At 47.6% G+C, this 21120-nt stretch carries 18 protein-coding genes, 4 tRNA genes and 1 rRNA gene; 7 read left to right on the top strand and 16 right to left on the bottom strand.

Annotated elements, in window-relative coordinates:
• Positions 1-276: ribosomal RNA gene (locus FTU86_RS12210) — 16S ribosomal RNA — on the bottom strand; the annotation flags it as partial.
• A gap of 577 nt (positions 277-853) precedes the next feature.
• On the opposite strand from FTU86_RS12210, the gene FTU86_RS12215 reads away from it, so the two are divergent.
• Genes FTU86_RS12215 through FTU86_RS12225 form a run of 3 tightly spaced genes read left to right on the top strand, consistent with a single transcriptional unit; the run spans position 854 to position 3021 of the window.
• The gene (locus FTU86_RS12215) at positions 854-1315 is read left to right on the top strand and encodes a YfiR family protein (RefSeq protein WP_257222149.1); all 462 of its coding nucleotides are present in this window, start codon (positions 854-856) and stop codon (positions 1313-1315) included.
• On the top strand, positions 1308-2534 hold the full coding sequence (locus FTU86_RS12220; RefSeq protein ID WP_180048552.1) for a sensor domain-containing diguanylate cyclase: 1227 nt from the start codon (positions 1308-1310) through the stop codon (positions 2532-2534). The genes FTU86_RS12215 and FTU86_RS12220 overlap by 8 nt, the downstream gene beginning before the upstream one ends.
• Positions 2535-2541: 7 nt before the next feature.
• Entirely contained in the window at positions 2542-3021 is a 480-nt protein-coding gene (locus FTU86_RS12225) for an OmpA family protein (RefSeq protein ID WP_180048553.1), read from the top strand.
• Between the two features lie 133 nt (positions 3022-3154).
• On the opposite strand, the gene FTU86_RS12230 is transcribed toward FTU86_RS12225, so the two are convergent.
• From FTU86_RS12230 to secA, 8 genes are all read right to left on the bottom strand, one after another.
• A tRNA-Pro gene (locus tag FTU86_RS12230) sits at positions 3155-3231 on the bottom strand.
• An 18-nt stretch (positions 3232-3249) separates the two neighbouring features.
• Positions 3250-3325 (bottom strand) — tRNA-His (locus FTU86_RS12235).
• Positions 3326-3359: 34 nt separating this feature from the next.
• Positions 3360-3436, bottom strand: a tRNA-Arg gene (locus FTU86_RS12240).
• A gap of 41 nt (positions 3437-3477) precedes the next feature.
• Positions 3478-3554: transfer RNA gene (locus tag FTU86_RS12245), tRNA-Pro, on the bottom strand.
• Between the two features lie 154 nt (positions 3555-3708).
• Positions 3709-4776, bottom strand: a complete 1068-nt coding sequence (gene nadA, locus FTU86_RS12250) for a quinolinate synthase NadA (RefSeq protein WP_160241014.1) — start codon at positions 4774-4776, stop codon at positions 3709-3711.
• A gap of 144 nt (positions 4777-4920) precedes the next feature.
• A complete protein-coding gene (gene argJ / locus FTU86_RS12255) occupies positions 4921-6141 on the bottom strand; it encodes a bifunctional glutamate N-acetyltransferase/amino-acid acetyltransferase ArgJ (protein WP_016658664.1) in 1221 nt (406 codons plus the stop codon).
• A 160-nt stretch (positions 6142-6301) separates the two neighbouring features.
• Complete coding sequence (locus FTU86_RS12260; protein ID WP_152342516.1) at positions 6302-6655, bottom strand: hypothetical protein; 354 nt, start codon at positions 6653-6655, stop codon at positions 6302-6304.
• A gap of 156 nt (positions 6656-6811) precedes the next feature.
• On the bottom strand, positions 6812-9529 hold the full coding sequence (gene secA, locus FTU86_RS12265) for a preprotein translocase subunit SecA (RefSeq protein ID WP_160241013.1): 2718 nt from the start codon (positions 9527-9529) through the stop codon (positions 6812-6814).
• A 339-nt stretch (positions 9530-9868) separates the two neighbouring features.
• Here secA and FTU86_RS12270 point away from each other — a divergent pair, with 339 nt between their 5' ends.
• Entirely contained in the window at positions 9869-10510 is a 642-nt protein-coding gene (locus tag FTU86_RS12270; RefSeq protein WP_005179960.1) for a peroxiredoxin, read from the top strand.
• A gap of 136 nt (positions 10511-10646) precedes the next feature.
• Entirely contained in the window at positions 10647-11228 is a 582-nt protein-coding gene (locus tag FTU86_RS12275; protein WP_104472721.1) for a dual specificity protein phosphatase family protein, read from the top strand.
• Positions 11229-11261: 33 nt separating this feature from the next.
• Here the strand turns inward: FTU86_RS12275 and FTU86_RS12280 are convergent, their stop codons facing one another.
• Genes FTU86_RS12280 through trpA form a run of 4 tightly spaced genes read right to left on the bottom strand, consistent with a single transcriptional unit; the run spans position 11262 to position 15260 of the window.
• Positions 11262-12287 carry an SPOR domain-containing protein gene (locus tag FTU86_RS12280; protein ID WP_104473719.1) on the bottom strand — a complete coding sequence of 342 codons (1026 nt, stop codon included), beginning with the start codon at positions 12285-12287 and terminating at the stop codon, positions 11262-11264.
• Entirely contained in the window at positions 12284-13567 is a 1284-nt protein-coding gene (gene folC, locus FTU86_RS12285; protein ID WP_160241010.1) for a bifunctional tetrahydrofolate synthase/dihydrofolate synthase, read from the bottom strand. Before folC ends, FTU86_RS12280 begins: the two co-directional genes overlap by 4 nt.
• Positions 13564-14460 carry an acetyl-CoA carboxylase, carboxyltransferase subunit beta gene (gene accD, locus FTU86_RS12290; protein WP_005179967.1) on the bottom strand — a complete coding sequence of 299 codons (897 nt, stop codon included), beginning with the start codon at positions 14458-14460 and terminating at the stop codon, positions 13564-13566. The genes folC and accD overlap by 4 nt, the downstream gene beginning before the upstream one ends.
• A complete protein-coding gene (gene trpA, locus FTU86_RS12295) occupies positions 14457-15260 on the bottom strand; it encodes a tryptophan synthase subunit alpha (protein ID WP_005179970.1) in 804 nt (267 codons plus the stop codon). Before trpA ends, accD begins: the two co-directional genes overlap by 4 nt.
• A gap of 364 nt (positions 15261-15624) precedes the next feature.
• On the opposite strand from trpA, the gene FTU86_RS12300 reads away from it, so the two are divergent.
• Complete coding sequence (locus tag FTU86_RS12300) at positions 15625-16956, top strand: Na+/H+ antiporter NhaC family protein (RefSeq protein ID WP_160242839.1); 1332 nt, start codon at positions 15625-15627, stop codon at positions 16954-16956.
• A gap of 11 nt (positions 16957-16967) precedes the next feature.
• Here the strand turns inward: FTU86_RS12300 and FTU86_RS12305 are convergent, their stop codons facing one another.
• Positions 16968-18053: an AraC family transcriptional regulator gene (locus FTU86_RS12305; RefSeq protein WP_016658656.1), complete on the bottom strand. Its 1086-nt coding sequence runs from the start codon at positions 18051-18053 to the stop codon at positions 16968-16970.
• A gap of 120 nt (positions 18054-18173) precedes the next feature.
• Here FTU86_RS12305 and FTU86_RS12310 point away from each other — a divergent pair, with 120 nt between their 5' ends.
• Positions 18174-19052 (top strand): metal-dependent hydrolase, encoded by an 879-nt coding sequence (locus tag FTU86_RS12310; protein WP_016658655.1) that lies wholly within the window; start codon positions 18174-18176, stop codon positions 19050-19052.
• Positions 19053-19153: 101 nt separating this feature from the next.
• On the opposite strand, the gene FTU86_RS12315 is transcribed toward FTU86_RS12310, so the two are convergent.
• A complete protein-coding gene (locus FTU86_RS12315) occupies positions 19154-20146 on the bottom strand; it encodes a DUF2804 domain-containing protein (protein WP_005179978.1) in 993 nt (330 codons plus the stop codon).
• A 167-nt stretch (positions 20147-20313) separates the two neighbouring features.
• Positions 20314-20832 carry a DUF1543 domain-containing protein gene (locus FTU86_RS12320; protein WP_180048554.1) on the bottom strand — a complete coding sequence of 173 codons (519 nt, stop codon included), beginning with the start codon at positions 20830-20832 and terminating at the stop codon, positions 20314-20316.
• Positions 20833-21120 lie beyond the last annotated feature (288 nt).

Genomic DNA, 21120 nt, shown 5'->3' on the forward strand with positions numbered 1-21120 from the left:
CGTCGCCTTGGTAGGCCTTTACCCCACCAACTAGCTAATCCGACTTAGGCTCATCTATTAGCGCAAGGTCCGAAGATCCCCTGCTTTCCCCCGTAGGGCGTATGCGGTATTAGCATCCCTTTCGGAACGTTGTCCCCCACTAATAGGCAGATTCCTAAGCATTACTCACCCGTCCGCCGCTAGGAATCAGGTGCAAGCACCCTATCCCCGCTCGACTTGCATGTGTTAAGCCTGCCGCCAGCGTTCAATCTGAGCCATGATCAAACTCTTCAGTTAAAATCATTTCGAACTTTATAAGTAAAGTTCTTAAACTTGGCTCATCAATTTTCTGACTTAAATTTCGCTCAAATAAACTTCGAGTAATTCAAACCAATCAATCAATGAAAATAATTTCGATTAATCAACCAGTAAAAATCCACACAAGTTGTTCTTCATAATCTCTTAATGATCTTCTCGATGCTTCGTCAGCATCAAGCCAGGTCGGCTATATTACTCTCTATTTTTAGAAAGTCAACATGCAATGTTGATTTTATTTCTAAACTTACCACCTAAACCAGAACTCAACCATTTTAGCTAAATCCTTGTTTATCAACAAGTTTTTATCAACATCACCGCCGATGGATGTGCATTATAGAGCAAATAAAACCTGACGCAACCCCTATTTTTAATTATTTTGGGAAATATATCCTAACTGTATTTTTTATGACCAATTTCAGGTTTTTCAGTTTATTTTTTATCCTTTTCTTTCATTTTTATTTTAGTTAGACTGCGGCCATAATTTTATTTTTAATTTTTTATAAAAATGCCTTCTCTCCCCCTACACAAAACACTGTGTTTTTTGCTGTGTTTATTTTTGCACCCTGCCCATGCCAATAGCCCAACCACTGGTGCACCGCAAATGGTGTATGCCATTTTAAGTTATGCCAAATGGGAGCAAAACACGCCGAATATTTGTATTGTGAATAATCCAGCGCTAGCACAACAATTTAAAAGCCAGCGTAGCACACAGCATGTTTATAAAATCAGCCCACTACAATTAGACGATTTAAAACAGACCAGTTGTCAGGCCATTGTCTTTTCCAACCTAAGCCCACGTGAAGAACAGAATATTCTGAACAGTACAGTGCGTTATCCCGCCTTAAGCATTAGCACCACCAATTCAGCCTGTGAGCTGGGCAGCGTCTTTTGTCTTTATCAGAAGAAAAATTTGCAGTATTCATTTAGGGTGAATATGCAAAGTCTGACGCAATCGCAGGTACATATTGACCCCCGGGTATTATTACTGGGTAAAAACGGGGGCCTAAAGCATGAATAAGCCCAAAGCAGTATCGCTACGACGTATTTTCCGTTCCTACCAGCTGGTGATTTTTATTCTGACCTTTGGTTTATGCCTAGGTATTTTTTGTGTGGTGTCTAATTACACCCTGGAAAGTTATGCCAAACAGAGTTTGAGTATTTTATCCGGTTCTCTGGCAGAGCGGATTCAGCCCGCTGTGGTCTTTCATGATACTTATACAATTCAGAAGATTCTGACTGAATATGCCGAGCAATATCCAATTCACTCAATTCAAGTCATCGCAACCAATGGTGAAGTCCTGTCGACCATTCATCATCAAAATGCGTTACCGTTTATTCAGTCTTTACTGGACTGGCTGTATTTTCGTGAGCCAGTGACAGTCGAGATTCAGCATCAGCAGCAAAATTTTGGACAACTGGTGGTCTATGGCAATGCCTCCACCCATGTCAGTTTTTTCTATACCATTCTACTGGCGCTGACCATTAGCTTTATTTTACTGCTGGCCTTACTGTTCTGGTCGGCAAATGCGGTTTACCGACATTTGATGAAAGCGGTCAATCCACTGGTACAGACCACCCAGACCATCAGCACCAATAAAAATTATCAGCTACGCCTGCCCTCGTCTGAAATTTCTGAGTTTCAGGAAATTAATCGCGTGGTAAATGAACTGCTGGACAAAATTGAAGCCTCAACCCGGGCCCTGCAACATGAAAATCATCAATTGTCGCATCAGGCCCGTCATGATGGACTGACCCAACTTCCTAATCGTGAATATTTCCATCAAATGCTGGCACAGAGTTTTGCCCAAGGTACGCAAGACAGCATTGCCCTGCTGTTTATTGATAACGATAACTTTAAAGAAATTAATGATCGCCACGGCCATGCCGCCGGTGATGCCGTGCTGCTGGAAATGGCCAAACGCTTGCGCCAAGCGTTAAACCAGCATGATTTTGTGTCCCGCCTCGGTGGTGATGAGTTCGCAATTATTGTAAAAAATATTGAAGATCATCATGATTTAATTAGAATAAGTGAAAATTTACTCCACTGCTGTCACCAGCCTTTAATTTTTAATCATCATCCTATTTATTTCAGTTTTAGTATTGGCATCGCACTCGCGCAGTCAGCATCATCTCCTGAAATGCTGATCAATAATGCAGATATGGCCATGTATAAGGCCAAGCAGCTCGCACAACACTGGTACATTTTTGCAGAGCACGGGCGCATGGCCAAAGGTTAGTTTATTCATGTTAAAACATATTTTTAAAACTGCTTGTCTGCTGCTTGCACTGACTACCCTCAGTGCCTGCATGAGTCTGGGGCAACTTAATTACAAACAGGCCCGCATGCTCAAGCAGGAAGGCTTTAGCTTAACCAACGAAGGCTGGAGCTTAGGCCTGCCAGAAAAACTGCTGTTCGGTTTTGATCAGGCCGAGATCCAGGCACACAACCAGCAAGCTTTACAGCAACTCTCAAGCAAGTTGCTGAAATATAAACTGGATAAAGTCAAAATTATTGGACATAGCGACAATGTCGGTGACCTGGCCTATAACCTTAAGCTGTCCGGAGAACGTGCCGAAAATGTCGCACAAATTTTTATGCAACAAGGTTTTCGACCAGTGAATTTACAGGTAATTCCTCGCGGTGCAGAACAGCCGCTGGTACCAAACACCTCTCCTGAAAACCGGGCGATGAACCGTCGTGTAAATGTGGTGATTGTGCCTTAAGTATTTTGCTACTTTGTAGAATCAGCCTCTTGCAGAGGCTTTTTTTATGGGGAGATTTGATCCGCAGACTTAAATTTCAGGCATAAAAAAACCGCTTAACGCGGCATCTTTTATCTTTCAACTTTAAGGAAAGTGGTCGGAGCAGTAGGATTCGAACCTACGACCCCCTGGTCCCAAACCAGGTGCACTACCAGGCTGTGCTATGCTCCGATGTTCAACTTTAAAAGTTGGGGTGAATGACGGGATTCGAACCCGCGACAACTGGAATCACAATCCAGGGCTCTACCAACTGAGCTACATCCACCATCAATTAGTTCTACAATACCAAGCCACCAAAATGGCGCGCCTGACAGGATTCGAACCTGTGACCATCCGCTTAGAAGGCGGATGCTCTATCCAACTGAGCTACAAGCGCTTAACCGATGATACCAAAAACACATCGTTGCCTTGAGAAATTGGTCGGAGCAGTAGGATTCGAACCTACGACCCCCTGGTCCCAAACCAGGTGCACTACCAGGCTGTGCTATGCTCCGTTTCATCTCAGCTTTTCGTGTATCGCACATCGTGCGGTACGGTGTGCATTCTAGGCGCGACGCCCGTGGACGTCAACACCTATCTTTAAAAAAATATGAAAAATCTCTTCAACCGCTTATTTATCAAGCATTTTAGACATTTTTCAATCAATTTTTAGCGTTTTAGCTGCGCACTGAAGTTTAACATGCGATCGAGCGGTAATTTGGCGCGTTCTGCCAGCGTAGGATCAACAAAAATTTCCTGATCACCCTGCTGTAAAACCTGCAAAATCCCATCTAGTTCGTTCATAGCCATCCACGGGCAATGCGCGCATGAACGACAGGTCGCGCCTTCACCGGCGGTCGGCGCTTCCACCAGAATCTTGTTCGGTACCGCCTGCTGCATTTTGTAGAAAATCCCGCGGTCGGTCGCCACAATTAAACGCTCATGTGGCAAAGTCTGGGCAGCCTTGATCAATTGCGAGGTACTGCCGACTGCATCAGCAACATCCACCACCGATTCTGGTGATTCTGGATGCACCAGCACCGCTGCATCCGGATAAAGCGCTTTCATTTGTGCAATCCCGCGGGCACGGAATTCTTCATGCACGATACAGGCACCATCCCAGAGTAGCATATCTGCGCCCGTTTTTTTCTGGATATAACGCCCCAAATGCTGATCCGGTGCCCAGATAATTTTTTCACCCAGGCTATCGAGATGCTCGACAATTTCAACCGCACAGCTTGAGGTTACCACCCAGTCGGCACGGGCTTTCACAGCAGCCGAGGTGTTGGCATACACCACTACGGTATGATCAGGATGGGCATCGCAGAATTGGGTAAATTCATCTACCGGGCAGCCCAGGTCGAGTGAACAGGTGGCTTCCAGCGTCGGCATCAGCACTGTTTTCTCAGGTGACAGGATTTTGGCGGTTTCGCCCATAAATTTCACCCCGGCCACCACCAAGGTTGACGCTGCATGATCACGACCAAAACGTGCCATTTCCAGTGAATCCGATACACAACCACCCGTCAGCTCTGCCAGCTCTTGCACTTCAGGATCGCAATAATAGTGTGCCACCAGTACTGCATCACGTTTTTTAAGTTCGGCCTGAATTAAGGCAAATTTGGCCTGCTTGGCTTCTTCAGTTAAATGATTTTCTTTCGGTTCACCCAAACGGTCTAAATGCGCCTGCACAATCGACTTTGCTTCATTGGCAATTAAATTGGTCGCATCATTCATAACAGCGTCTTCTCTATCGAAATGCTTGTTTGCACAAGCAGTTACATCAGCAATTGGTCAGTGTCAGCGCTTGACCAATCATTAAAAATACAGCGTTGTAAAAAAGCCTCACAACGGAGGCTTTTTCAGAAATACATCAGGGACTTAAGAACGGTAGTCTGCATTAATCTTGACATAATCATAAGATAAATCGCAGGTATAGACGGTATCTTGAGCCTGGCCACGACCTAAATCTACACGAATGGTCATTTCCTGCTGCGCCATGACACGTGCGCCGGCTTCTTCGGTATAGTCCGCTGCGGCGCCGCCATCTTTACAGATTTGTACATCATCTAACCAAACCTGAATTTTTTCAACGTCTAAATTTGGCACGCCCGCATAACCAATGGCCGCCAGAATACGGCCCCAGTTTGGATCTGAGGCAAAAATAGCGGTTTTTACTAGCGGTGAATGAGCAATACTGTAAGCAATATCGCAACATTCCTGGGTATTTTGTCCACCTTCGACTGCAACGGTAATAAATTTGGTCGCGCCTTCACCATCACGCACAATCAGCTGCGCCAGACGTGTCATCACCCGGGTTAAAACCTCTAATACTACGGCATAACGCGGATCTTCGGTCGAGCTGATTTCTGTACCACCGGCTTGGCCAGTTGCAATGAAGATACAGGAGTCATTGGTTGAGGTATCACCATCGACAGTGATGCGGTTAAACGAGACATTAACCGTACTACTCAACAGTTGCTGTACCAGTTCACGGCTGATTGGAGCATCAGTGGCCACATAACCAAGCATGGTCGCCATATTCGGGCGAATCATGCCGGCACCTTTAGAAATACCGGTCATGGTATAAGTGATGCCATCCAGTTCAAACTGCTCAGATGCACCTTTCGGTGTGGTATCTGTGGTCATAATACCGCGGGCAGCGTCGTCCCAGGCATCAGCACGCAAGCTGTCTAGGGCCGGTTGTAAACCCGCAGTTAAACGCTCAATTGGTAACTGCTCGCCAATCACACCGGTAGAAAATGGCAATACTTCGGCAGTCTGTACACCTGCCAGTTCAGCCAGCTTGGCACAGGTTGCTGCTGCATTTTGCATACCGGTTTTACCGGTTCCGGCATTAGCATTGCCGGTGTTAATCACTAAATAACGTGGATTACCCGCCTGCAGATGTGCTTTACAGATATGCACAGGTGCTGCACAAAAGGCGTTTTGGGTAAACACACCGGCGACATTGGCGCCTTCGGCCAGTTCAAAAATAACAAGGTCACGTCGGTTCTTATAACGAACATAGGCTTCTGCTGTCCCAATTCTCACCCCTTTGACCACATGCATCTGTGGCATAGAAACGTCACCTACTGCCATTTTTAAAACGTCCAACCAGTTAATAATTCAGTGTGCACAGCTTAGAACAAAATCAGGAAAAAATCGAGCAGAACCCGTCATCCACAAAATTGTGACCGGACTCAACTGCCGTACAATAAAAAACCAGCCCTGAGGCTGGTTAGTGTTGTGTGCTTGACCCTTAGTTTTTGGCCAGTTGCGCAGCTTCGTTTAATAAAGCCTGTTTGGCTTTTTGCTGGCTTTCTGCAGACAATGCCGGGTTAGAAGCAACAATGCGATCGGCATTGGCGGCATTGGCCGGTGCAATGGCTGCAGTCTGGAGCACAATCGGACGTTTATTCGGGTTGGCAAAGGTATAACGGATACCGGTACGTGGGCTTGCAACCGTCACCTGGTCATTATTGACCACTGCTTGGGTGGTGCTTACACCGACTGCGGCCTGTACTTTTGCCGGCGTGGTGGTTTGGGTATTGGCAAAAGCCAAAGCAGGTGCTGCTAAAGCAACAATCAGTAAAGGTTGTAATACTTTTTTCATTGTGTTTTCCACTTTTCGGTGTGCAATGTGCAACTAAATACCATTTAATTTCCTGCACTGCAATCTGTATTCACATCTTGCAAAACTATTCAAACACTTAGCGGAATAAAAAAAGCAGAATCGAAATTCTGCTTTTTGCGAGATGTTTTAAATGGCTTAGATTTTGCCGTGGCACTGTTTGTATTTCAGACCTGAACCACATGGACATGGTGAATTACGGCTTGCCGGTGGCGTAAACACCGTTTCGGTTGGGGTTGTCTGCTGCGCATCGGCTTCGAAAGTTTCACCGGTCAGACTGTCCACATCGGCATGAGACAGATTCAGCTGCATCGCCTCGGCTTGTGCCTGTTTCTGTGCTTCAAGTTCAGCCAGTTCTTCAGCTGTTGGTACGTGTACGCGAGACAAGTCAGTCACGACATCAGACTTGATCACAGCGAGCATGTTCACAAACAGGTTAAAGGCTTCTTTCTTGTATTCCTGCTCCGGATTCTTTTGCGCATAACCACGTAAATGAATGCCTTGACGCAAGTAATCCATTGCCGCCAGATGGTCTTTCCAGTGACGATCCAGCGAGTTGAGCATAAAGTGACGCTCCAGCATGGCTGCAGATTCATCACCCATTTGCTGACGGCGGCTGTTATAACGAGCCACCAGCTCATCAGAAATACGCTCCACCAGACCTTCTTCATCCAGACGGCGATCTTCTTCTAACCATTGGTTAATTGGCAGATCTAAAGCCAGATCTTCACGTAACGCCTGCTCCAGACCGTCAATATCCCACTGATCATGAATCGACTCTGGTGGTACATAGTTGGCAATCACGCCCTGAATCACTTCACGGTGCATTTCTTCGATGTAATCTTGCAATGAGTTTGCGGCAAGAATTTCATCACGCTGTGAGTAAATAATCTTACGCTGTTCATTGTTGACGTCATCGTATTTCAACAGGTTCTTACGGATATCGAAGTTACGTGCTTCAACTTTGCGCTGGGCATTTTCAATCGAACGCGACACCATTTTGTGTTCAATGGCTTCATCTTCTTTCAGGCCCATGGCACGCATCATGGCCACCACACGATCACCGGCGAAAATACGCATCAGGTCATCTTCAAGTGACAGATAGAAACGCGACACACCCGGGTCACCCTGACGACCGGCACGACCACGCAGCTGGTTATCAATACGGCGTGATTCATGGCGTTCAGAACCAATAATATGCAAACCGCCTGAGGCCAGTACCGCTTCGTGGTTCTGGTCCCATTCTTCTTTCAGACGTTGTTCATCTTCAGGTGTCGGGTTTTCAATTTTGGCCAGCAGCGCTTTCCAGTTACCACCGAGCAGAATATCGGTACCACGACCCGCCATGTTGGTGGCAATGGTCACCGCACGTGGTGCACCAGCTTGGGCAATAATATCGGCTTCACGTTCGTGCTGTTTGGCGTTCAGAACTTCGTGATGAATACCGGCCTCTTTCAGTTTGTCCGAGAGGATTTCTGAGGCTTCAATGGTGGCGGTACCAATCAGGATCGGCGCGACACCGGATTCCTGCACGCGCAGGATTTCCTGAATAATCGCATTGTATTTGCCTTCACGATTTAAATAGATTAAATCGTTATGGTCCTGACGGATCATTGGACGGTGGGTTGGAATAATCACCACATCCAGACCATAAATTTCTTTCATTTCTGCCGCTTCAGTATCGGCAGTACCGGTCATCCCGGACAGTTTTTTGTACAGACGGAAGTAGTTCTGGAAGGTGGTGGTGGCCAGAGTCTGGTTTTCCGGCTGGATTTCCAGACCTTCTTTGGCTTCAACCGCCTGATGCAGACCTTCAGACCAGCGACGACCCGGCATGGTACGACCGGTGTTTTCATCAACAATAATTACTTCACCATCATGGATGATGTAATGCACATTGCGCTGATACAGGAAATGGGCACGAATGGCCGCAGACACGTGATGTACCAGATTCAGGTTGGAAGCAGAATACAGGCTTTCCCCCTCTGCCAGCAGCCCCATCTGAATCAGCTCATTTTCTACGGTTTCATAACCGACTTCGGTCATTTCAACCGAACGCTGTTTTTCATCAATCCAGAAGTGACCGCCATCTGGCACTTTCTCTTCTTTTTGCGGATGCAGTTTAGGCGGAATGGTATTAATCGCCGCATACAGCTGTGATGAGTCTTCGCTCTGACCCGAGATAATCAGCGGGGTACGTGCTTCATCAATCAGGATCGAGTCGACCTCATCGATAATGGCATAGGTCAGGCCACGCTGCTTTTTCTCTGCCAGCGAGAACACCATGTTGTCACGCAAATAGTCGAAACCAAATTCGTTGTTGGTTCCGTAAGTAATATCGGCACGGTAAGCTTGCGCTTTTTCGGTCGGGTCCTGCATCGAATAAATAATGCCGATGCTTAAACCCAGAAATTCAAAGAGTGGACGGTTGAGTTCGGCATCACGCTGCGCCAGGTAGTCGTTCACGGTAATCACGTGTACGCTTTCACCACTTAAGGCATTCAGGTAACAGGCCAAAGTCCCCATTAAGGTTTTACCTTCACCGGTACGCATTTCTGCAATTTTACCTTCGTGCAGGGTAATACCACCAATCAGCTGTACATCATAATGGCGCATGCCCATGACCCGTTTCCCGGCTTCACGGCAGACTGCAAACGCTTCTGGCAATAACTTATCTAGACTTTCGCCCTTGTTATATCGTTGTTTGAATTCTTCGGTTTTTGCAGATAAGTCTGCATCGCTTAAGGCTGATATCGTCGGCTCGAGCGCATTAATCTTGTCTACGATTTTACGCATGCGTTTGAGTTCGCGCTCATTTTTGGTACCGAAGATTCCTCCGATCAGACTTGCCAACATGAATAGACTCTCTAAATCTTGCTTGTCAAAAGAATAATTTGTTCTCAGTCGTTATTATGGTGCTAGAAATTTGAAGTACAAGGGTTTTGCACACAACCCATCAAAAAATTCTGATGATTTCTATCCGTACAGCGAAGCTAAGGCAAGATAATGTAGCAAATTTTAATCGGATGATATAGTCAAAGCATGACAATATGACTGCATGTTTTTTCAGCATTTCATTCAATCACTTATTCAATATATTCATAAAGAATTACAAAAAAAGTATTTTCAATGCTAAAAGAATTGCGCCATAGTCAATCCCCTCCCCCAATACAACAACGATATGAGGCAGTTAAAATGAGTTTACGATTAGGCGATACCGCACCCGACTTTACTCAGGAATCAAGCGAAGGCACCCTGAACTTTTATGAATTTCTGGGCGACAGCTGGGGCATCCTGTTTTCACATCCTGCCGACTACACCCCGGTCTGCACCACCGAACTGGGCTATACCGCAAAACTCAAACAGGAATTTGAAAAACGTGGCGTCAAGGCCATTGCCCTGTCGGTCGATGATGTCGAGTCACACAAAGGCTGGATTAATGACATTAACGAAACCCAGAACACCAGCGTGAATTTTCCGATTATTGCCGATCAGGACCGTAAAGTATCGACGCTATATGATTTTATCCATCCCAATGCCAGCGAAACCCTGACGGTACGCTCCCTGGTGATTATCGACCCGAATAAAAAAGTGCGTCTGATTATTACCTATCCGGCCTCTACCGGACGTAATTTCCATGAAATTTTACGCGTGGTCGATTCCCTGCAACTGACCGACAACTATAAAGTGGCCACCCCGGCCAACTGGCAAGAGGGTGAAGATGTGGTGATTGTGCCTTCACTGCAAGATGAAGCCGAATTAAAACAGCGCTTCCCGAAAGGCTATACCGCAGTAAAACCATACCTGCGTTTAACCCCGCAGCCGAATCGTGACTAAATAATCAATATCCGTTCATCTTCCTGTATGCCTGTCTTCGGACGGGCATTTTTTCATGGTACAAGGTCAGCACCTCAGCCGTGCTACACTGGGATGGTCCAGCACAACCAATTTCAGCACAACCAATTAGAACACTATGCTCAAAAATCTGCTTGCCCTGGTCCTGACCTGTATTTGTTGCACGGGCTGCATGACCACACCGGCCTTATCTGAACAGCAACGCCCGAGTACCTGGGCTCAACCGCTGGATGCGCAGCACAATTTTTATCAGGTCAGCCCGATGCTGTTTCGTAGCGAACAGCCCGATCAGCAGCTGGCAACATTGTTACAACAGCATGAGATTGATGTAGTGATTAATCTACGCCCCAAAGCGACAGAGGCTAAACCGCTGCAGCAGCATGGATTGCAATCGGTGCATCTACCGATTCATACCTGGGCCATTGATCGGGAAGATTTATTGCAGGTGATGCAGCAGATTCAAAGCGCCCAAGCCCAACAGCAAAAAGTGCTGATTCATTGTTATCATGGTGCAGACCGGACCGGGGCCAGTGTGGCCATGTACCGGATTATATTTGAACACTGGCCGGTGGAACAGGCGCTGGCAGAAATGAAATATGGCGGCTTTGGCTTCCATCCGATCTGGGTCAATATTGATGCCTTATTTCGTCCTGAAAATATAAAATGGATTCGACAGCAACTGTCAAATCCATCAGATTAAAACTAAGGGCAAAATGCCGAAGGATACTTACAACTAGTTCCGCTTGTCTAACGGCACCCAGTCAATCACCCAGGCCGATTTCATGTTCAGGCTGGCATCTGCTGCAATTTTCTTGCGTGCTGCATCGGCACTTTCACGGTCTTTAGATGGCCCCACCATAATCCGGATCCCTTTAGAGGTTGGACTCTTGGTGACTTTATAGCCTTTGGCTTTTAAGCGCGCGGCCAGTGCATCGGCATTGGCTTCATTGGCGGCCAGTGCCACCTGCACCATCCACTGTTTGCCATCATCTTCGCCTTCCAGCAGTTTACGTGCTTTCTCGGCTTCAGCTTTCTTTTTGGCTTCTTCTTCGGCTTTACGTTTGGCTTCTGCCTGACGTTTTTCCTCAGCTTTGCGCTTCTCTTCTGCAGCTTTCTGTTCAGCAGCCTTACGTTCCTGCTCGGCCTTGCGTTTGGCTTCTGCCTGACGCTTTTCTTCGGCTAAGCGTTTTTCTTCCGCAGCTTTTTGTTCTGCTGCTTTTTTCTCGGCAGCAGTACGCTCTTGGGCCGCTTTCTGCTCGGCAGCTTTTTTGGCTTCAGCTGCTTTTTGCTGTTCCAGCTTTTTCTGGGCAGCCAGTTTTTCTTCAGCCAGACGTTTTTGTTTGGCCTGCTCATCTTCGACCAGTTCTGGCGGAATATTGTCGGAACTTTGCTGCTGGCCATTACGTAGCGCATTTAAGGCCGCATATTCTTCTGCAGCCTTACGGGCGGCTTCAGCTTCTGCCTGCTGCTGCATGGCCAGGAATTCAGCTGCACGCGCTTCCTGTTCGGCCACAGCTTTTTCACGAGCACGGCGCTGCTCTTCCAGCAGACGTTTTTCAGTTTCTACATCTACCGTTAACGGTTGTAGCTGAATCATTTCGGCTTCAGGCACAGTATTTTGCTGTAACTGTTCGACCCGTTCTGGCGTTTTGACATTATTTTGATGTATTTCTTCTTGGCCTTTCAGGAGTAATGCTGCCAATAACACACCACCACCCAATAAAACAACGCCGCCCATCCAGCGCTGTTTGTTATTCATTGACATTCTTCCAAATACTCCCATACCGCTTCTAAGGTATGAAATGATCCACATACCAAAATCAGCTGATTATTGTTCGTTTCATCCAGCGCTGATTTAAAAGCTAATTGAACACTATCAAAGTGCTGTACTGTTTCGCCCTCGAGAGCCGCATCTAGTTGTGTGATGTCTGCCGCACGAGGAACATTTAATTGTGCAATTTTCCACATTAAAACATGTTCTTTCAATAAGGCAACGACAGAATTCACATCTTTATCGGCCAGCATGGAAAACACACTGATCACTTCGGTGTACTGTTTATTGTAATTTAAATAATTTCGCAATTGCTTTAACAAAAACTCTACACCGTGCGGATTGTGCCCGGCGTCAAAGATTACGGTCTTGCCGGCAATCTGGCGAATTTCAAAACGGCCCGGGAGCTGGGCCTGTTGGATGCCTTCGGCAATCGCCTGCTGCTGGATGTTCAGACCGCTAAGTAACACGGCGGCAACTGCGGTCGACATATTTTCCAGCGCCAGCGTGCCAAGCGGTAATTTTAAGGTGCTGCCACTGCTGGCAAATAACCAGGACTGGCCATCTGCAGCGGTGCGATAAAAATAATCACGATTGGCGACATACAGTGGGGCCTGACACTGTGCTGCCTTGTCCTGAATGGCTTGCGGTAATTCCTGCACGCCGCCAAAGATCACCGGAATATTCGGGCGGATGATGCCGGCTTTTTCAAAGGCAATTTTTTCAATGGTATCGCCCAGCCAGTCGGTATGATCCAGCCCGATATTGGTAATCACGGCCATATCGGGATGTACCACATTAACCACATCCAGACGGCCACCTAGGCCAACTTCCAGCACCCAGACATCACAGGCCTGCTGTTTAAAAATGACAAAAGCCGCCAGCGTGGTGGCTTCAAAAAACGATAAACTTAAATTACAGTCACGACGCGCCTGATCAACCTGTACAAAGGCCTCAATCAGTTGCTGGTCATCGACCTCGACGCCGCCCAGTTTGACCCGTTCATTAAAACGGTAAATATGCGGCGACTGATACAGCCCCACCTGATAACCCTGAGCATTTAAAATCGCGGCCAAGGTGGTGGTGGTGGAACCTTTGCCATTGGTGCCCGCGACGGTAAACACTTTTGCGTCCGGGTGAGTGACGCCCAGCTTTTCAGCCACAGGAATCACCCGTTCCAGACCTAAATCAATCCCTGTAACGTGAACATGGCTCCAATAATTGAGCCATGTTTCTAAAGAGTCGGTTGCAAGTGGTGCTGTATTCAAGACAAATTCATCAGTTTCGTGACAATGCGATATACAGTATCACGTAATGCATGACGATGAACAATCTGATCGACCACACCATGATCAAGCAGGTATTCCGCGCGCTGGAACGGTTCATCCAGTTTTTCACGTACGGTTTGCTCAATTACACGCTTACCGGCAAAGCCAATCATGGCTTTTGGTTCTGCCAGATGAACATCACCCAACATTGCCAACGATGCCGTTACGCCACCATATACCGGATGGGTTAAGACCACGATATATGGTAAGCCCGCTTCTTTTAAACGCTGGATGGCTGCTGAAGTACGCGCCATCTGCATTAAAGACAGCATGCCTTCCTGCATACGCGCACCGCCTGAGGCGGCAAAGCAGATTAACGGCTGACGTTGCTGAATGGCACGTTCCGCTGCAAGCACAAAACGGTCACCGACTACAGTGCCCATAGAGCCGCCCATAAAGTCAAATTCAAAGGCACAGGTGGTTACCGGCACGCCTTTTAATAAACCTTGCATGACCAGTAAAGCTTCAGTTTCACCGGTTTTCTTTTGTGCTTCGGCCATACGGTCCGGATACGGCTTGCTGTCCACAAATTTCAGTGGATCTTTGGCAGAAAACTCCTGACCCAGTTCGGCATCGACCTGATCGAGGAACCAGGTTAAACGGTCACGCGCTTTCATGCGTAAATGCTCGTCACATTGCGGGCAGACATAGGCATTGAAAGACATGGCTGTACGAGTCACCAGTGCATGACATTCCGGACATTCGATGGTTGGTTCGGTGAATGTCGCCTTTAAGGCTTGCTGCTCATCCGGTACATGAATTCCCGGTACGCCGCGTTCTGTCCACGGCGTAGTTGGGCTTAAGATTTTCCCTGGTTTGACTTCTTGACTCATACTAACTCATCGAGCGCGGCTCGAAGCTCCTTGACTTTATTAACCGTTTCAACCACGGCTTGTTCTGGTTCGAGGTTGGCAAACTGTTTTACGAAAGCACTGCCGACGATGACTGCATCTGCCACGGCACCCATGACTTTGGCAGATGCCGCATCACTGATACCGAAACCGACACCAACCGGTACATCGGTGACTGCCTTGATTTTCTCAATCCGCTGCGCCGCTTCAGAGACATCTAAAGTGGCTGCACCGGTCACGCCTTTGAGCGACACGTAGTAAATAAAGCCGCTGGCCTGTTTCACTACATGCTGGATACGCTCATCGGTAGAGGTTGGTGCCAGCAGGAAAATCTGGTCCATATCATACTGCTGTAAGATCTGGTCCAAATCGGCAGCTTCTTCTGGCGGCAGATCCACCAGCAAGACACCATCTACCCCACATTCATGCGCATAGGCGACAAACTTCTGGTAGCCAATGACCTCAACCGGGTTTAAATAACCCATGAGCACCACTGGTGTTTCCGTGTCTTTTTGGCGGAATTCCTTGACCATATTCAGTGCATCGAGGGTATTGGTTCCCCCTGCCAATGCACGTTCTGCAGCCAAGGCAATGACTGGACCATCGGCCATCGGGTCAGAGAATGGCAGTCCAAGCTCAATCACATCTACACCCGCCTCAACCATTTGATGTAACAGCGGTACCGTTACCTGTGGCTGTGGGTCACCTGCCATGACATAAGATACGAGGGCCTTACGTTGTTGAGATTTCAACTGTGCAAATCGGGTGGCTAAACGTGACATAGGGCTGTGCTTTCCTTGAATAATTCAAAACTGATAAGTTGCTATTGTCGAAATACAGGACATCGCATTGTAACGCTATTTTTTGCTCATTGAACAGAGCACAGCTGGTCGATGCCCGATTTCATCAGCAAAGCGCGAATTCCAGAACAACCCGAAAGCTACATTTACCGATATTTAGGTTTTTTTCTCAATGATCAAAGATGCCTAATTTCGCTATTCCCAGCAATCTCAAGCAGTTAGAAAAACCCAATGACTGAGCAAAAAAGATGATAAAAATAGGACAGTTAGCATTTACATTTAAAGTTTTCAGAAATAGCAAAAGCTGCTTTATACTAGCGCCGTTTTCAGACTTTTTCTTATTTCTATGATTTCCGACTCCCAGGCAAAAGTGCACGCTCGCGGGCTTGCGCTGTTGCCACTTATTGTATTTTTAGCCATTTTTTTAGGCAGTGGCATTTACCATTCCCTGATTGGGACCGAGTTTGCCTTCTATCAGGTCAAGGCGCCGGTGGCGGCCATTCCGGCGATTATCCTGGCATTATTGCTCTATCGTGGTCAGCTGAACCGGGCCATTGAAGAATTTTTGCAGGGCGCCAGCCATCCCAATCTGATCCTGATGTTTATGGTGTTTATGCTGGCCGGTGCCTTTGCCAGCACCAGTGGCGCCATTGGCAGTGTCAATGCCACGGTACAGCTGGGCCTGTCGATTATTCCGCCTGAATTTGTACTGCCGATGCTGTTTCTGATTTCAGCCTTTGTTGCCACTGCCATGGGCACCTCAATGGGCACCATTGCAGCCTGTGCACCCATTGCCTTTGGTTTTTCCGAAGCCACGCAAATTGCCACGGTCTATACCATTGGTGCGGTGGTTGGCGGTGCCATGTTTGGCGACAACCTGTCGATGATTTCCGACACCACCATTGCCGCCACCAGCAGCCAGAAAGTACAGCTGCGTGACAAATTCAAGGTCAATGTCTGGATTGCCGTACCGGCCGCGCTGATCACAGTGCTGATTTATATGCTGATCAACCAGAATACCCAGGCCATTGCCTATCAGGAGTATAACGCCTGGCTCATCTTGCCTTATGTGGCGGTGTTTGTGCTGGCCTTTTCCCGCCTGCATGTACTGGCAGTGTTAACCATCGGGATTTTACTCTCGGCACTGATGGGACTGTTGATGCTGCCCGAGTTTGATCTGCTCAAGCTGAATGGCGCTATTTATGATGGCTTTGTCGGCATGTTTGAAGTGGCGTTGCTGTCGATGTTCCTGGGTGGCTTATCGGCCATTATGCAAAAAGAAGGTGGCCTGGAATGGCTGATTCAACGCATCTACAAGCTGACTCGCCTGTTTAAGGTTGGCGCGCAACGTGCTGGTGAGTTGGGGATTAGCTTTCTGGTGGTGTTTTCCAACCTGTTTGTGGCCAACAATACCGTGGCGATTATCCTGTCTGGAGATATGGCGCGGGAAGTGGCGCAGGAATATGGCGTCGATCCGAAACGCGCTGCCGCCCTGCTGGATATTTTCTCCTGCGTGGTACAGGGCCTGATTCCTTATGGCGCCCAGTTATTGCTGGCCTGCTCGATTGCCAAAATGTCACCGGTAGAGCTGATTGGCAGTGTCTATTATTGCTGGGTGCTGGCGATTTTTGCGATTGCCGCTATTGCCTTGCGTTTCCCTAAACTGCGCACGGCTTAAGACTGTACTTTTTAATTTTCCAAGCGGCTATTCAGCCGCTTTTTATTGGTGGTCTGTTGCTGACGCAGTACCCGGCGCCGCTCGGTTAAGGTCTGGCCGCAATGCGCTTTATAGGCACGCGCCAAAGCCGACTGATCGGAATAACCGAGCTGGCTGGCAATCTCGGTCAGACTCAGCTTTTGCGGTAATAGCAACTCACAGCGTTTGATCCTTTCCATGTCCAGCAGCTGTTTAAATGAGGTCCCCAGTTCACTCAGTTGACGCTGTAAAGTGCGACTGGACATACACAGCTCGACAGCCAGCTCATCCAGCTTGGGTGCTTGTTGCTGCAGCCTTAAATAATCGGCAATCAGATGGCGCAGCTTCTGGTCCAGCCCTTCCAGCAAGGGTTTGGCCGCCATCGCTTCTTCAGCCTGTTTTTTTAAAATCCCGATTAAAGTTGGATCAGGCTGCTGCGGTTGCAGCTGCAGGCTGTCGATACTCAGCACCAGCTGATAATCTGGCTGATCAAACAGCACTTCGCAGCCATAAAATTTTTGATATTGATACAGCGCCGTTTGCGGAGCATGGGCAAAATGAACCCGGCGCAAGGGAAAGTGCTCGGCCGCAAACATCTGCCGGGCCAGCTGCAGCATACAGGCAAAGGTGATTTCGTGAATCAGCGTGCTCTGATCCTGCGGATTCGGCCAGGAGACAATCAGCAGATCATCCTGCTGCTGAATCTGCATGGGAACCGCTTCGTTAGCATCAATCACCAGCCGGCTAAACTGGGCAATATACTGCAAGGCTTCAGCCACGCTATTACTGCGCGAGGCCATATAGCCGAGCACACCAAAATGTTCCGGCCGGATAAAACGCGCCAGCTCAAACACCAGATAGGCTGTGTTCAGCTGCTGCCGGGTCTGTTCCAGTAACGCAATAAAAGCCTGACAGGAAGATTGGCCATCAATCGGCAAACTCAGTACATGCTGCACATATTGCTGCAAGCTGTCTGACAGCTCGAGCTGTTGTGGCTGCACACCTTGTGCCTGCAGGTAGGACTGCCACAAATGCACATAGCCGTTTGGAATCTGAATATCACTCGGGTAAGTTGTCATCCTGACATTTCTTATTTTCACTATGGCGTAAAATGTATAAAAACTGGCAAGACTTGTCAAAACAAAGCCGCTAAAGCCCGACATACTGCAGATATGAACGACTAGATGAAGTAAAACAAGATGAATGCCATAGTCCAATATCAGGCGCAACCAGTGGTGCGCAGCAATCTCGACTTTAAGCTGGAACAGATTCCACGCTTCTGGTTTGGTGGAGATCCTTTTCTGACCCGCATGTTTGATGCCTTAAGCCTGACCTTTCCCGATGGGGAACGCTATTTTATTCAGTCGGTACGCTTGTACCGCGAGCAGATTCAGCAGCCAGAACTGCAGCAACGCGTGGCCGACTTTATCCGCCAGGAAGCCCAGCATGGCATCGCGCATGACAAAATGAACCAGCTAATGAAAAATCAGGGTATGCCGGTGGATCAGTTTATCCGCCAGCTCAACCGGATTTTTAAATTTGAACTGGAAAAACGCTCCCCGGAATATAATATTGCCACCACGGCAGCAGCCGAGCATCTGACCGCCCTCATGGCTGAAACCTTTTATGCCCATCGCTCGACGTTAGCTGAAGCACATCCGTATGTACGCGCCTTGTTTGCCTGGCATGCGATTGAAGAAATGGAACATCGGGATGTGGCCTTTGATGTAATGCGTGATGTGGCCCAAGTTTCTGAAGCGATGCGGCATTTTGCCCTGGTCTGGACCACGTTCCTGATGTTTGGTTTTACCATTTATCGGGCCAATATCATGTTAAAACAGGATGGCTTTAGTCTGTGGCAGCGTCTGCAACTGAATGCCAAAGGTTTGCCGTGGTTCTTTGGCAAAAAAGGCACCTTGACCCGGATGGGCCGGCTATATAAGGACTGGTTTAAAAAAGATTTTCATCCCAGCCAGCATCCGATTATTGCCCAGTATGAAGTCTGGATTAACACCCTGGAACAGACCAATGATCCGATTCAGGCCGGTGAAGCCTTCTGGCAGGCGGCTAAAGATTAAAGAAAAGTTATGATGGATTAAAAAAGCTGAATGTCAGGTTCAGCTTTTTTATTGAGTGGATGAGTTGTAGCTTTTTGGTGAGAAGGAGCAGCGACGAAGATCTACCATTTGGCATAATGCTGTTCCAGCAAGGCATATTCATTCAGGAACACAATTTCCTGATCATCCTGCACAATGGTACCGCTGACTTTGGCCTGCCACTGGCTAAACTGGCTGCCCACCAGGCGCAGGTTCAGATTTTCATAACGGCGCCAGCCGGTGGTCACGGTTAAATTCAGGCTTTGGTCCAGCGAGACAATATTCCACTGGTTATCTGACTGCTGCTCAAATAACACATCTGCCAGCGGATACAGGCGGCCATTGACCCACAGACAGTTTTCATTGCCAAAGCTTTCATTGACACCAGAAGCCAGATTAATGCCAACCCGTTTGTTCTGGGCATCCCAGAAATTACAGGACAGCCAGAACCAGGCCGTTTCCGGGCGTAAAAAACCACAGGTATCATCCAGAGAAACAAAAGTTTTGTCATGAAACTGGATGGTTTGTCCCTGCTTGTTAATAAAAAAACCTTCACAGCCGAGTGTGGTCAGCTTTTGGGTATAGGTCCAGCCATTAATCCCATTCGGACTGCACATGCTTAATGGATCAGTGCCGGCACAGAAAATTCGCGCACTCAGGCGCAGTTCGCCGTATTTAGTCACCCGGATATAACGCACCCCATTGGCATGCTGAATATCCAGCTGATAACCGGCTTTATGAAAATGACTATGGTTAAACAGCGGCTGCTCGTCCAGCACCGTATGCCGGGCCAGAAAACTGATCGCATCCCATTCCAGCACTTCACCGGTCAAATGATTGTAGATATAAACAAAACCATGCCCGGCCCAGGCAATATCAACAATGGCCAGGCCAATGGTATAGTGCTCATGCTGAATACAACAAAATTTAAATTTCTTATATTTTAATCGTTTACGCCAACCAGACAGCACATCACCATAGGGGCTTTTATATTGATAATGATGGTATTGGATACTGGTCGGTAATTGCTTAAAACGTCCGTAACGTGGCTGTCCATTCTGTTGTATTAAATCCATGTACGACATTCCATGTGGTTTGAGACACTGTAGCTACCGCCTTATTATGCCTATAAAATCTGGCCAGAAAAATAAAAATAAGATTATTTTATCTAAACAATAACAAAAACATAGATTGCTTTCTTTCACAATATCCAAGCCAAACCAATTGCTTAAGTCTGCTACAGTCAGGATTCTGAAATAGGCGAATAGGTATTTTCCCAGCGGTTTCCAGCAAACTCCCCGGCCACCAGTTGTACATAACGGCCATGCACCTGATCAATGGCGATGCAGTCATCGACATCCAGCACCCGGTCGGTATGCTGCTTTTGCCAGTGTGCAGCAAAATATGCCTTGCCACGCTGTTTGGCCACCATGGTATTTTGTGCAACCACCAGAACATAGCGATGCAATTCGCCAAATTCACGCGCATCGTAGCCGCCTAAATTGATTAGCCAGAGTTTTTCATGCGCCTGATTCGGGGCTGCATTGCTAAATTGCAGCTGATATTGTTTACCTTCAAATTCCACCCCATTGATTTGCGCCCAGGCATCAATATGTAAGCCGGATTGATCACCAAACCAGGCCTGTCTTAGCTGAGGGAAAGTCTCTTCCAGCGTGTTACCCACGGCAAGCACCACATCGTGCACTTCGGTATTGGCGCGGGCATGACGACCGCCCAACATGACAATAAACAGACTTGGCATGGAAGACTCCAGAAGAGGGTTTTAACCAGGTAGAAGATAAATCAGCAATATGATACGCGTTGGCGATCGGGATGTCGCCTGTTGAGCAGCATGACAGGGACGTCAGATCTGCTCAACAAAAGTCTTTGCTTACTTTGGGCTTTTCCAAAGTAAGGGAAAATCTGGATGAATTATAATTGCCTGAATTTGTGCAAAAATAGGATCTGAATAATAATCCCTCCCTCCTTTAAAAAAGTGGGGGACTTTCATTACAACAATAAAAAATCGCACCCAATTGCTTGAATGCGA

The organism is Acinetobacter sp. YH12155, assembly GCF_013418255.1.
Taxonomy (GTDB): Bacteria; Pseudomonadota; Gammaproteobacteria; order Pseudomonadales; family Moraxellaceae; genus Acinetobacter; species Acinetobacter indicus.